This is a genomic window from Achromobacter sp., assembly GCF_032113835.1.
In the GTDB taxonomy this organism is placed as follows: domain Bacteria; phylum Pseudomonadota; class Gammaproteobacteria; order Burkholderiales; family Burkholderiaceae_B; genus Achromobacter.
Window position 1 is genome coordinate 1 of sequence record NZ_DAMCTG010000119.1, and the last position, 13,074, is coordinate 13,074.

At 67.1% G+C, this 13,074-nt stretch carries 12 protein-coding genes; 4 read left to right on the plus strand and 8 right to left on the minus strand.

Annotation, left to right across the window (positions count from 1 at the left end):
* A partial coding sequence (locus tag RT697_RS25150; RefSeq protein WP_313702389.1) for a tripartite tricarboxylate transporter substrate-binding protein occupies positions 1–529 on the minus strand: 529 nt, incomplete at its 3' end.
* Between the two features lie 374 nt (positions 530–903).
* On the opposite strand from RT697_RS25150, the gene RT697_RS25155 reads away from it, so the two are divergent.
* Positions 904–3,333, plus strand: coding sequence for a mechanosensitive ion channel domain-containing protein (locus RT697_RS25155; protein ID WP_313702390.1), 2,430 nt, complete (start codon positions 904–906; stop codon positions 3,331–3,333).
* A 10-nt stretch (positions 3,334–3,343) separates the two neighbouring features.
* On the opposite strand, the gene RT697_RS25160 is transcribed toward RT697_RS25155, so the two are convergent.
* Positions 3,344–4,048, minus strand: coding sequence for a hypothetical protein (locus tag RT697_RS25160; RefSeq protein WP_313702391.1), 705 nt, complete (start codon positions 4,046–4,048; stop codon positions 3,344–3,346).
* Between the two features lie 117 nt (positions 4,049–4,165).
* On the opposite strand from RT697_RS25160, the gene RT697_RS25165 reads away from it, so the two are divergent.
* The 3 genes from RT697_RS25165 to RT697_RS25175 all read left to right on the plus strand — a co-directional run bounded on the left by RT697_RS25165 (position 4,166) and on the right by RT697_RS25175 (position 7,217).
* Positions 4,166–4,924, plus strand: a complete 759-nt coding sequence (locus tag RT697_RS25165; RefSeq protein ID WP_313702392.1) for a hypothetical protein — start codon at positions 4,166–4,168, stop codon at positions 4,922–4,924.
* 341 nt (positions 4,925–5,265) lie between these two features.
* The gene (locus tag RT697_RS25170) at positions 5,266–6,222 is read left to right on the plus strand and encodes an alpha/beta hydrolase (protein WP_313702393.1); all 957 of its coding nucleotides are present in this window, start codon (positions 5,266–5,268) and stop codon (positions 6,220–6,222) included.
* 80 nt (positions 6,223–6,302) lie between these two features.
* Complete coding sequence (locus RT697_RS25175) at positions 6,303–7,217, plus strand: MBL fold metallo-hydrolase (RefSeq protein WP_313702394.1); 915 nt, start codon at positions 6,303–6,305, stop codon at positions 7,215–7,217.
* Here RT697_RS25175 and RT697_RS25180 read toward each other — a convergent pair.
* The 6 genes from RT697_RS25180 to RT697_RS25205 form a co-directional block, all read right to left on the minus strand.
* Positions 7,201–8,601 (minus strand): M20 family metallopeptidase, encoded by a 1,401-nt coding sequence (locus RT697_RS25180; protein ID WP_313702395.1) that lies wholly within the window; start codon positions 8,599–8,601, stop codon positions 7,201–7,203. The genes RT697_RS25175 and RT697_RS25180 overlap by 17 nt on opposite strands.
* The gene (locus RT697_RS25185) at positions 8,598–9,578 is read right to left on the minus strand and encodes an ABC transporter ATP-binding protein (RefSeq protein ID WP_105238663.1); all 981 of its coding nucleotides are present in this window, start codon (positions 9,576–9,578) and stop codon (positions 8,598–8,600) included. Before RT697_RS25185 ends, RT697_RS25180 begins: the two co-directional genes overlap by 4 nt.
* Positions 9,575–10,564 (minus strand): ABC transporter ATP-binding protein, encoded by a 990-nt coding sequence (locus tag RT697_RS25190; protein ID WP_312431112.1) that lies wholly within the window; start codon positions 10,562–10,564, stop codon positions 9,575–9,577. Before RT697_RS25190 ends, RT697_RS25185 begins: the two co-directional genes overlap by 4 nt.
* Positions 10,565–10,566: 2 nt before the next feature.
* Complete coding sequence (locus tag RT697_RS25195) at positions 10,567–11,475, minus strand: ABC transporter permease (RefSeq protein WP_313702396.1); 909 nt, start codon at positions 11,473–11,475, stop codon at positions 10,567–10,569.
* A gap of 1 nt (position 11,476) precedes the next feature.
* Positions 11,477–12,394, minus strand: a complete 918-nt coding sequence (locus tag RT697_RS25200; protein ID WP_056560526.1) for an ABC transporter permease — start codon at positions 12,392–12,394, stop codon at positions 11,477–11,479.
* Between the two features lie 63 nt (positions 12,395–12,457).
* The coding region (locus tag RT697_RS25205; RefSeq protein ID WP_313702397.1) for an ABC transporter substrate-binding protein at positions 12,458–13,074 on the minus strand (617 nt) is incomplete at its 5' end.

The window sequence follows — 13,074 nt, forward strand, 5'->3', positions numbered from 1 at the left end:
CGGCGGCGGTCAGGAACGACGCCATGCCCAGGTGCGAGGCGCTGCCGTTGCCGGCGGATGCGTAATCGTAGCCGCCGGGCTTGGCCTTGACGGCCTGGATGAATTCGGCGGTGTTCTTGGCGTTCAGCGAGGCGGACGCGAGGATGATGTAGCCGGTGTTGCCGATGTAGGCGACGCCCGTGAAGTCCTTGTAGGGGTCGTAGCTCAGATTTTTGTACAGATACCCGGCAATGTTGTGGCTGGCGGCGGCAAGCACCAGGGTGTTGCCGTCGGGCTTGGCGCGGGCGACCTGGGCGGTGCCCACGGTGCCGCCGGCGCCGGCGCGGTTTTCGATCACGATGGAGGCGTCCAGCGCGCGGCCCAGTTCGTCGCCGATCGCGCGCGCGATGGTGTCTTGGACCGCCCCGGTGCCATAGGGAACGACGATGCGGATGACGCGTTGATCGGCCTGCGCGGCGCCCATGCCGGCGACGGCCAGAGCAAGGGCGAGCAGGGTGTTGCGGCGTGCAGCTTGGAATGGGGTGGTCATGTAGCGGACTCTTGGTTAGGCGCGCGCCTATCGGAATGCGGCGCGGGCATGGCGGCGTTGGACTCTAATCATTTAAGCCGTCCGGACCAACGAATTAATCGCCGCTTGTTTATTGCTTCCAGCGATAAGAGCAGGCCACCGCTAAAGGGGACGGACCAGGGGCTTTATCATGTGCCCTTCACCCAAGCCGGGTCCCTCGCAGTCGCCGGCTTCTTTTTTACCTATGGCGTCCATGCCCTGATCGCACAGGAGATTTATTAGTGGTTCGATCCGCAACGACAGCATCCCGATCCCTTCCATCCCGCCATCATGCCGCCGTCTCCTGGCAGCGCAGACGGGAAAGGCCCTGGCTGGCGGCTTGGCTGCTGGCGGCGATGCTGAGTTGCTTATCGATCCTCTGGCACGCCCCGGCCATGGCGGCGTTTCCCCTGCTGACCCCGGCCGCGGCAGCCGAGCCGGCCCCCGCGGCCTCGGCGCTGACCCCCGCCGCACTGGCCGATCTGCTGGACAATCCCCAAGCGCGCCAAGCCTTGATCGACCAGCTTCGTGCACAGGCGGCCGGAGACAAAGCGGCCCCCGCTGGCGCCACGCCAGCCGGTACCGCAACGGCGAAGCAGACGCCCGCAACGTCCGCCGAGCCGACGTTGCGCGAGCGCATGGCCAACGGCGTTCAGCGTTTTCTGACCGGGGTGGCTGCCGACATGGGGCAGGGCGTCGATGACATGCGCGCGCTGGCCTCCGGCCAGAACCTGCGCATGGACAGCGGCGAGGCCCGCAGCGCGTTGCTGCCGCTGGTGCTGGCCGCCGCGGCGACCATCATCGCTTTCATCCTGCTTCGCATGATCGCCATGCGGATCTACACGCGGATCGACCATTGGGTGGCCGAGCACGGTTGCGAAACCGGCGCGGCGCCCGTGCGTGGCAGGCCGGCGTCGATGAAGGTGCTGACGCGCCGCGCGGGCGCCATTGTTGGCGCGCTGGCGATCGACGTTGCGGTCGTATTGCTGGCCGCCATGGCGGGCGGCGCGGCGGCATTGTGGAGCACGCCGGGGCGCGGCACGCTGGATGGACTGGCCTCGCTGTTCCTGCAGGCGTTCGTGGCGGTGGAAATCGTGAAGGTGCTGATCCGCACGGTGTTCGCGGTGCGCCATCCGCATCTGCGCCTCTTGCCGATGTCGGACGAACTGGCCAAGTACTGGAACGCGTGGCTGGTGCGCATCGTGGCGGCGGCGGGTTACGGCACGCTCGTGGTCGGCCCCGTGATGGCGGCGGCGTTGTCGCCGGCGCTGGGCCGGCTGGCCACGATGCTCATCATGCTGGCGGTGTACGTCTACGCCGTGCGCGTCATCTGGCACAACCGCCAGGCCGTGCGCGATCGCCTGGACCGCCGCGCAGCCGGCGCGGCTACGTTCATGGGATCGCGGCTGCGGCTGCTGTCGCGCATCTGGCACGTGCTGGGCATCCTCTACTTCACGATCCTGCTCGTTGTCAGCCAGGTCGATCCGACCGACGCGTTGCCGTTCATGGCCCGCGCCACGGCGCAAACGCTGCTGGTTATCGGCGTGGGCAGCCTGCTGATCCTGTTGCTGAATGCGGTGCTGGCCAAACCGATCCGCCTGTCGGACGACCTGCGGCGGCGGCTGCCGCTGCTGGAGGCGCGCGTCAATGCCTATGTGCCGGCCACGCTGAAGGTGGTCGGCTGGATCATCCGCATCGTCATCGTGCTGCTGATCCTGGACGCGTGGCAGGCCTTCGACCTGTCGCGCTGGCTGGCGTCGGACGCCGGCGCCGCCGCGATCAAGGTGGTGCTGAACATCGTCATCGTGCTGATGATCGCGATGCTGGCCTGGACCGTCATCGCCAGCATCATCGAGCATCGTCTGAGCCAGAGCGAAGAACGCGGTATGCCCAGCGCGCGCGAGCGCACGCTGCTGGCGCTGTTCCGCAATGCCGCGCTGATCGTCATCGTGACGATGACGCTGATGGTGCTGCTGTCGCAGATCGGCATCGACGTCGGCCCGCTGATAGCCGGCGCCGGTGTCGTCGGTCTGGCCATCGGTTTTGGTGCGCAGAAGCTGGTGCAGGACATCATCACCGGCGTTTTCATCCAGCTTGAAAACGGGATGAACGAGAACGACGTGGTGCAGGTGGCGGGCGTGTTCGGCACGGTCGAGAAGATGACCATCCGCTCGGTCGGCATCCGCACGCTGGACGGCGGCTACCATCTGGTGCCGTTCTCGTCGGTGGACGTGGTGGCCAACCACATGCGCGACTTCTCGTATCACCTGGGCGAGTACACGATCGCGCACCGCGAAAGCGTGGACGACGCCATCGAGCATCTGCGCGCGGCGTTTGCCGAGCTGATGACCGATTCGGTGCTTGGGCCGGAGATCCTGGAAGACATGACGGTGGCGGGCGTCACGGCGGTCAACGACAAGGGCGTGACCATCCGCATCCTGATCAAGACCACGCCGGGCATGCAGTGGGCGGTGCAGCGCGGCTACAACCGCCTGCTCAAGAAGCATTTCGACGCTGCGGGCATCGAGCTGCCGTACCCGCACACCGTGGTGTACTTCGGGCAGGACAAGCGCGGCTACGCGCCTGCGGCCAACGTGCACGTGCAGGCCGAGCGTGCGGACGAGGGCGACAGCGCGCGCGCCGCGGGCCATACGCGCCGCCGCCTGAAGCCGGAAGCCAGCAACGAGGATTCGGCCGAGGTGCTGGGCAATGAGCTGGAGGCTCGGGCGGAGGCCGAAGCGGAGGCCGAAGCCGACCCCACGCGCGCGGAACCCGCGCGCAGTTGAGGAGCGGGGCTTAGCGCCCCGTCTGCACGCCTGCCGCGTTCAGGCGTTCCGTTACGGCCGCGTAGCCGGCGCGCGTCATGTTGGTCTTGCGGATCGCCTGGTCGCAGGCCTTGCGGTCGTCGGGGCAGCCGGCCTTGGCCGGCATGTCGCCCGCCACGACGAAGTAGTCGATCACGAACTTGGCCACGTACTTTTTCGCGGGCTTGCCTTGCAGAAATTCGGCGATGTCGGCGCGAAAGTCCGCAACGGTCTTCTCGGCGACGGGCGTCCAGTTCTGACACTGCGAGAACGTGGCGACGCCATCGGCGAAGGCCAGCTTGGCGCAGGTCAGCATCAGGTCGTCTGCGGGTTTGGCGTTTGCGGGCAGCGTGGCGCGGACCGTGGCGCCGCGGGTGCCGGGGAACGTCACGACGCCGGCCTTCACCGCCGCCGCGTCGATCGTTGCCTTGAACACGAAGGGCTCTTCGATCACGGCCGGCGCCTTGTCCGTCGGACCCTTGGCGTACATATCCGAGATGTCCGCGGGGTCCACACGCGATATGTCCATCATCCGGCCCAGCAGGCGCCAATCGGCCCGGAGCAGCGCATCATGTTCTTCGCGGATGCCGTATTCGAGCACGGCCTGTTCGATCTCGGTGGGTGTGTACGCGGCGTGGGCCAGCGGGGGCAGCATTGCGGTGGCAAAGGCAGCGACGGCGATGGGAAGCGACTTCATGAAAACTCGGCATTGAGAAAAGGTCCGCAAGGGTAACCGAGATACGCGACATGAGATCGGGTGAACAAGCCGCGTGCGGTATAAACGAGCACCATCATTTCTGAGCAAGGGAGTCTCGTGTCCAGCAAACCCGGAGCAGGTCGTTTCATCGCCGCGACCGTCGGCGTCATCAGGCAGCACGGCCGCGCCATGCTGGCCGCCGCGCCATGGTCGTTGGCGGTGTTCATTCTGACGTTGCCGTTCGCGCTGATGACGTCCCGGCTGTATGGGCTTGTGGATTGGCTGATCCTTGTGCTGGCGCTTGTCTGCCTGATCGCCTTCGCGCGCACCACTTACGCCTGGCATCGGGTCATCCTGCTTGGCGAGACCGCGCATGCGGCTGCGCCGCGTGGCGGCAGCCCGGAGGCCCGGCATCTGGTGCTGCTGGGCGGGCTGACCATTGCCGTCATGGCGCTTGCCCGCGCCACCGGCGATCTGCCGTATGTGCTGTACATGCTGATGGGCGGGGCCAATGAACCGCTGTTCTACGGCGTGCTGATCGCGTTGCTGGTGGTGGTGTGGGTGCCGGTGCTGTATGGGCTGGCTGTCTACAGCGTGAGCCTGCCGCGCGCCGTGCTGGCAGGTGAATATGGCTTTGGAGCCGTGCGCGCCGCGATGCGTTATCCGCGCTGGCCGTTGATGCTGGGGTTTCTTGTGTTGCTGGTCCTGGGCGCGCATGCCGCCAACGATTTGCTTGCGCTGATGTATGACTACGTGGGCGTGCAGGCGCTGCAGGGCGTGTTGGGCGCGGTGGCGTGCGTCGCCATGACCTTCGTGCTGACGGCGATGATCGCCGTGGCGTATCGGGATTCGGCGTTTGCTTCTGAGCGGAGTTGAAAGCGCTTTCGATTGGCCGGTGTCAGACACCCTGGGGACGGCGGGTAATCGCCGCGGGCATCTTTTAGGGGTGTCAGACACCTGAGTTGATATCGCGCTTTCTGTTGGCCGGTGTCTGACACCCCTACGAGCCGGCCGCCAAGATGTGGCTGCCGCGCCCGGGGTGTCAGACACCTAGTTGATCGCACCGGTGTCAGACACCTGGTGCAGGGCCGCATGTGCAATGCAGCGGCCGCATTGGTGCGCATCGCACAACATCGTGCTTCCCGCGCCGTGTCTACCGCGCTCGCGGGCGCAGTCCTACGATGCCCTCACTGTCTCTTCCGACCTTGAGGATCCCCATGAACGACTCGTATAACGCCGCCCGGCGCACGCTGCTTGCCGGCAGCGCGCTTCTGGCTGGCAGCGCCTTTGCCATCGGCGCACAAGCAGCCCCGCAGCGCAATCCCCAACTCCCACGGAGCACTCCCATGAGCAGCAACACCTTCGTCACCAAAGACGGCACGACGCTGTACTACAAGGACTGGGGCGCCGGCCCTGTCGTCACGTTCTCGCACGGCTGGCCGCTCAATGCGGATGCGTGGGATGGGCAGCTGCACTTCCTGGCGCGCAACGGCTTTCGCGTGATTGCGCATGACCGGCGCGGCCATGGGCGTTCTTCGCAGCCGTCCAACGGCAACGACATGGACACCTACGCCGACGATCTGGCGCAGTTGATCGAGGCGCTGGATGTGAAGAACATCGCGATGGTGGGCCACTCTACCGGCGGCGGCGAAGTGGCGCGCTACATCGGCCGCCACGGCACGAAGCGCGTGTCGCGCGCTGTGCTGATCGGGGCGGTGCCGCCGGTGATGTTGAAGTCGTCCGCCAATCCGGAAGGCCTGCCGCTGTCGGTGTTCGACGGCATCCGCGACGGCGTGGCGGGCGATCGCTCGCAGTTCTACAAGGATCTGGCCGTGCCGTTCTACGGCGCCAATCGCCCGGGTTCGAAGGTGTCGCAGGGCCAGCTGGACCAGTTCTGGCTGTGGAGCATGCAGAGCGGCCAGAAGAACGCCTACGAGTGCGTCAAGGCGTTCTCGGAGACGGACTTCACCGAAGACCTGAAGAAGATCGACGTGCCCACGCTGTTCATGCACGGCGAAGACGACCAGATCGTGCCGATCCACGATTCGGCCAAGAAGGCCGTGCGCCTGGTGAAAAACGCGCAGGCGATCTACTACCCGGGCGCGCCGCATGGCCTGACGGCCACCATGCAGGACCGCATCAACGCCGATCTGCTGGCCTTCCTGCGCGGCTGACGCGCCCGCCGCCACGCAACCACCCGGCGCGAGGGCGCCGGTTACCGGCCGGCCCATCCGGCCATCAAGGAGATTCCGCCATGTTTACCGCAGACACTTTGGACCCCATTACCCACCAGGCCATCGATCTGGTCCCGTCCCGCTACGCCGTGCAGGTGGGCGACATCGATGCGCTGGTCGTCAGCGACGGCGTGCTGCCGCTGCCCACGTCGACGATGGCCACCAACGCCGACCCGGCCGATCTGGCCAACTGGCTCGACCACATGTTCATGCCGCCGGACGCCTTCGACTGGCCGCTGAACGTGATGGTCGCGCGCAGCGGCGACCAGACGATCCTCATCGACGCGGGACTGGGCGGCCAGTTCTCGGGCTTTCCGCGCGCGGGCCAGTTTCCGCAGCGCCTGCAATCGGCCGGCATTCCGCTGGAGTCGGTGACGGACGTCATCATCACGCACATGCACATGGACCACGTGGGCGGCCTGCTGGTCCCCGGCGTGAAGGAGCGCCTGCGCAAGGACGTGCGCATCCACGTCAATGCGACTGAAGTCGCGTTCTGGACCTCGCCCGATTTTTCGCAGACGGTCATGCCCAAGCCGGTGCCGGCGGTGCTGCGCTCGACGGCGACCAGCTTCTACGAGACGTATCGCGACCAGATCCAGGTCTTCGAGGATCGCAAGGAAGTGGCGCCCGGCGTGATCGTGCGCCTGACGGGCGGGCACACGCCCGGCCACTGTGTCGTGGACCTGATCTCGGGCGGCGAACGCCTGATGTTCGCGGGCGATGCCATGTTCCCCGTAGCCTTCGACCATCCGGAATGGCACAACGGCTTCGAGCACGACCCCGAGGAGTCGGCGCGCGTGCGCGTGGCCCTGTTCCGCGAGCTGGCGGAGAACAAGGGCCTGCTCGTGGCGGCGCACCTGCCGTTCCCGTCGGTGGGCCGCGTGGCCGTGGACGGCGACGCGTTCCGCTGGGTGCCGGTCATCTGGGACTTCTGATCTCCGGCGTGCCGCCCGCGCCCAGGTCCCAATACAGCCCGGTCATCAATCCGAGCGCCTGCCGCAGCAGTTCCGGCGGCAGGTGCTCGTTGGGCGCGTGCTGCGAGCAGCCGGGGTACGAGTGGGGCACCCAGATCGTGCGCAGGCCCAGCACGTCCGTGAAGATGTCGTTGGGCAGCGAGCCGCCCAGGTTGGGCAGCAGCGCGGTCTTTTCGCCCGAGGTGCGTTCCAGCGAGTCCACGGCCCAGCGCACCCAGGCGTCGTCCGGGTCGATGCGGGTCGCGCGGAACATGGATTCGCGCGTCAGCGAGATCTGCACCATCGGAAAGCCGTTGCTGTCCAGGTGGCGGCGCAGCGCGGGAATCAGATCGTCAGGGTCCACGCCCACCACGAAGCGCAACTGGCAGCGCGCCCATGCGCGCGGCGGGATGGCGTTGACGGGCGTGTCGGGGTTGCCGGTTTTATAGGCCAGCACCTCGAACGAACACCAGCCAAATACGCGCTCGGCGGGCGACAGCCCGGGCTCGCCCCAATCGGGTTCGATCTCGGGGCCGTCCGTGCCGCCGTCGACCTGGCAGTCGGCCAGCGCGCGCCGCACGGCCGCTGGCAGTTCTTTCGGCACCCATTCCGGAATGCGGATCTGGCCCACGGGCGAGGCAATGCTGGCGATGGCGTGGGCCAGTTGCAGCCCCGGGTTGGAGATCAGTCCGCCCCAATTGCCCGAATGATGGCCGCCGGCGCGCGCCTCGATCGTGAGGTCGAAGTTCAGGCTGCCGCGCGCGCCCAGGAAGATGGTGGGACGGTTGGCGCTCAGGCGCGGGCCGTCCGAGGCGATCAGCAGGTCGGCGGCCAGCAGGTCGCGATGCTCGGTGCACAGTTCGCGCAGGCCCATCGAGCCGGTTTCCTCGCCCATCTCGATCAGGTATTTGGCATTGAAGCCCAGCTTGCCGCGCGTTTCCAGCACCAGCCGCAGCGCCTCCATGTTGATGGTGTGCTGGCCCTTGTTGTCGGCGATGCCGCGGCCGTACCAGCGGCCTTCGGCCTCGGTCAGCGACCACGGCGACAGGCCTTCCTTCCATTCGCGTTCCAGGCCTCGGATGACATCGCCGTGGCCGTAGCCCAGCACCGTGGGCAGGGCAGGGTCCTCGATCCTCTCGGCGTAGAGGAACGGCGCCAGCGCCTTCGGATGCGTGAGCGTGCGGCAGTTGAAGCCCAGCGCCTCAAACGCCGGGCGGATCTCGGCCTCAAGGTAATCCGCCAGCACGGCGGCGCGTTCGGGGTTCTGGCTTTCCGTGGGCAGCGCCAGGCGGCGCGCCAACAGGGCGCGGAAGGCGCCGGAATCAAAGCATTGTTCCGCCTGGGCGATGGCTTGTGCGCGGGTCATGGCTGGGTGGCTCCATTGGAAGTCGAGGGGACGGGCGGATAGAGGTGACACGCGACCAGCGCGCCTTCCCGCACGGTCAATGCGGGCCGTTCGGTCTTGCATTGCGCCATCGCGTGCTGGCAGCGCGGGTGAAACGGGCAGCCGGACGGCGGGTGCAGCGGGTCGGGAAACGACAGGCCCAGCCCCATGTCGGGAATGCCCAGCCCGGGTTCGGGCGTCAGCACGGATGCCAGCAGCGCCTGCGTGTACGGATGGCGCGGGTCGTGAAAGAGGCGGGCGGTGGGCGCGGATTCCACCACGCGGCCCAGGTACATCACCGCCACGTGCGTGGCGATGTGCTCGACCACCGCCAGGTTGTGGCTGATGAACACATACGTCAGATTGAAGTCGCGGCGCAGGTCCATCAGCAGGTTCATGATCTGCGCCTGCACCGACACGTCCAGCGCGGAGGTGGGTTCGTCGCAGATGACGAGCTCGGGCTGCATGACCAGCGCACGCGCAATGGCGACGCGCTGGCGCTGGCCGCCGGACAACTGCCCGGGCGTGTTGTGGGCCAGCCGCGGCGGCAGGCCGACGCGCTCCAGCATGTCGATCGCCTTGTGCATCTTGGGATTGGGAATGCCGTGCACCTCCAGCGGCAGCGACACGATGGAAGCGATGGAGCGGCGCGGATTCAGCGACGAGTACGGGTCCTGGAAGATGGGCTGCACGCGCCGGGCGAGCGCGCGCCGGTCCATCTGCCGGATGTCCTGGCCGTCGAGGCGGATGGCGCCTTCGGTCGGCGGCGTCAGCCCCAGCAGCATGCGCGCCAGCGTGGACTTGCCGCAGCCGGACTCGCCCACGATGCCCAGCACCGCGCCCCGGTCAACCGCCAGGTCCACGCCATTGACCGCGTGCAGCGTGGACCGAGGGCGGAACATCCCGGCGCGCACGGTGAATTGGCGGCTGACGCCATCGGCTTGCAGCAGCGCGCTCATGCCGGCACTCCTTCGGCGCTGAGGATGCAGCGCCATTGCTGGCCAGTCGCCTGGCCGTGGACGGGGACGGCCTGCCGGCATTGCGGCTGCGCGTAGCGGCAGCGGTCGGCGAAGGCGCAGCCGCGCAAGTCGCCGACCAGTGAAGGCACGACACCGGGAATGGTGCCCAGCGCCTCGCCCGGCGCCGTGCGGCCGGGTACTGGGATACAGCCCAGCAGCCCTTGCGTGTAAGGGTGGTGGGGCGTCGCAAAGATGCCGGCGACAGGGCCTTCCTCGACGATCTGCCCCGCATACATCACCGCCACCTGCTGCGCAATGCGCGCGACGACGCCCAGATCGTGCGTGATCAGCACCATGGCGATGCCCAATTCGGCCTGCAAGTCGGCCAGCAGCCGCAGGATCTGCGCCTGGATCGTGACGTCCAGCGCGGTGCTGGGCTCGTCGGCGATCAGCAGTTCGGGACCGCACATGAGCGCCATCGCAATCATCACGCGCTGACGCAGTCCGCCGGACAACTGATGCGGATACTGCCCCAGCCGCTGGCCGGCCGACGCGATGCCGACCTTTTCCAGCAGTTCCACTGCGCGGTCTCGCGCCTGCTGGCTGCTCGCCTTGCAGTGATGGATGTAGTGTTCGGTGAGCTGTTCGCCAATGGCGTAGGCGGGGTTGAGCGCCGTCATGGGCTCTTGAAAGATCATTGCCATCTTGCTGCCGCGCAGCGCGTTGACGCGCCGCCCGCGCGCCTTTGAAAGATCCTCGCCCAGAACGGCCAGCCGGCGCGTGCTGCGCCGGGCGGCCTTGGGCAAGAGACCCATGATGGCCAGCGAGGTCATGGACTTGCCGCAGCCCGATTCCCCCACGAGGCACAACGTTTCGCCGCGCTTGACCTGGAAGGACACGTCGCGCACCGCGTGCAGCGGGCCGCGCGGCGTGGCGATGTCGACGGTCAGGCCCTGGACGTCCAGGACGATATCGGTGCCGTTCATGCTCAGGCCCTCTCTTCAGGCGTCAGGAGTTGATGCAGTCCGTCGCCGGCCAGGTTGATCGCGAAGATCAGCAGCGCCAGCGCCGATCCGGGAATGGCGATCAGCCAGAACGAGAAGAACATGTAGGCCTTGGCCTCGGAGATCATCAAGCCCCAAGACGGCAGCGGTGGCTGCACGCCCAGGCCCAGGAAGGACAGCGAGGCTTCCAGCAGGATCGCGCTGGCGGCTTCCAGCGTGGCGATCACGATGAGCTGCGGCACGACGTTGGGCAGGACCTCGCCCCAGACGATGCGCCACGTGCTGGCGCCGGCGGCCTGCGCCGCGGCCACGTATTCCAGCGATCGCACCTGCTGGGTGGCGCTGCGCATCACGACGGCGTAGCGGTCCCACTTGAGCAGACCCAGCACCAGGATCACCACCCACAGCGAGCCGCCGACGATGGCCACGGTGGCCAGCGCCACCAGGATCACCGGCATGGACAGCCGGGTGGTGATGAGAAACGACACGGCCATGTCGACCTTGCCGCCAAAGTAGCCGGCCGCCATGCCCATCGCCGTGCCGATAAGGCCCGAGATGAGCGCGACGCTGATGCCGATCAGCAGCGAGATGCGCGCGCCGTAGAACAGGCGCGACAGGTAGTCGCGCCCCAGCTGATCGGTGCCCAGCGGATGCAGCCAGGTGCCTTTCTCGTACCAGACAGGCGGGACGGTGCGGTTGGCGAGGTCTTGGAAATAGGGATCGTGCGGTGAGATCCACGGCGCCAGCAGCGCAATCAGCACGATGACGAAGAGGATGCCGCCGCCGGCCAGCAGCGCCTTGTTGCGCCGCAGGCGGCGCCAGCGCAGCGTCGACGCGGACAGTTCCAGCGGGGCCGCGGCGGGGGTGGTGGGTGTGAGCGTAGGCGTGTTCATGTCAGGACACCCGGATGCGCGGATCGAGCCACGCGTTGGCCACGTCGGCGGCAAGCGTCAGCAGCACGTACAGCACCGACAGCAGCAGCACGATCAGCTGCATGACCGGATAGTCCTTGTACGTGATGCTTTGGTAGGCCAGATACCCCAGGCCGTCCAGCGCGAAGATGGTCTCGATGACCACCGAGCCGCCCAGCAGGTAGCCCAGCTGCACGGCGGCCAGCGCGACCACCGGGACGATGGCGTTGCGCAGGGCGTGCTTGAAGATGACCTTTCGGGCCGGCAGCCCCTTGGCCCGCGCGGTGCGGATGTAGTCGGCGCCCAGCACCTCGATCATGCCGGCGCGGATCAGACGCATGAACGCGGGCGCGACGTAGTAACCCAGCGCGATGGCGGGCATGACGAAGTGCTGCCACGTGCCGCTGCCCGACACCGGCAGGATGCGCAGGGATATCGAGAACAGCATGATCAGGATTAGCGCGAAGAAGAAGTTCGGCAGCGCCTGGCCCAGCACGGCGATCGCCAGACAGACGCGGTCGATCAGGCTGCCCTTGTACAGCGCGGCCAGCACGCCCAGCGGGATCGAGATGAACAGCGCAAATGCCAGCGCCGCCATGCCCAGCTTCAACGTGGTCGCCAGCTTGGACAGGATCAGCGGTCCGGCCTCGGTCTTGAAGTACACCGAGGTGCCGAAGTCGCCCTGCAGAATGTGCCAGAGCCAGTCGGCGTACTGGACGATGATCGGGCGGTCCAGCCCGTAGGTCTTGCGGATCATGTCGATGTCGGCCTGCCGCGCGCCTTCGCCGGCCAACGCCAGCGCCGGGTCGCCCGACAGATGCAGCAGCAGGAACGCCAGGATCGACACGGTCAGCGCCACCAGCGCCGCCAGGCCCAGGCGCCTCAGCGTGAAATAAAGCATAGGACTTCCTCTTTGTTCAGCAGCGCCGGGCGGCCGCGAGACCGGCCCGGCGCGGACCGCGCCTTACTTCCAGCTCATGTCCCAGAAGCGCACCAGCTCGTCCGAGTAGGGCTTGAAGTTCACGTCCTTGGTGGCGACGTAGTAGGCGGGCAGCGTCCACAGGGGAACGGCGTAGGCCTTTTCCGCGATGATGTCCAGCGCCTCCTTGTAGGCCGCCTTGCGCGGCCCGGGTTCGATGGTGGTATCGCCCTTTTTCAGGAGGTCGCGCACCTTCGGGTCGCGCGTGATGTCGTCGCTGCCGAAGGCGAAGTACACCGGCGTGGACGCCGACACGTCGTTCACCAGGTTCGAGCCCCACGTCTGGTGCGTGAGCGACGCCTTGTTCGCGCGGATCATGTCGCGCATTGCGGCGTACTGCAGGAAATTCAGCTTGGCGCGGATGCCGACAGCCTGCAGGTAGTTGATGATGGCTTCGGTCTGGTTGCGTTCGCGGTACGCGACGATGTCGATGTCAAAGCCATTCGGGTAGCCGGCTTCGGCCAGCAGCTTCTTGGCCTGCGCGGGATCGTACTTGTAGGTCGGCGCGCCTTCCTGCGTGCAACCCACCTGCGACGGCGTGCAGATCGTGTTGATGAGCCCGCCGCCTTCGCCCACGATGTTCTTGAGCATCGCGTTGCGGT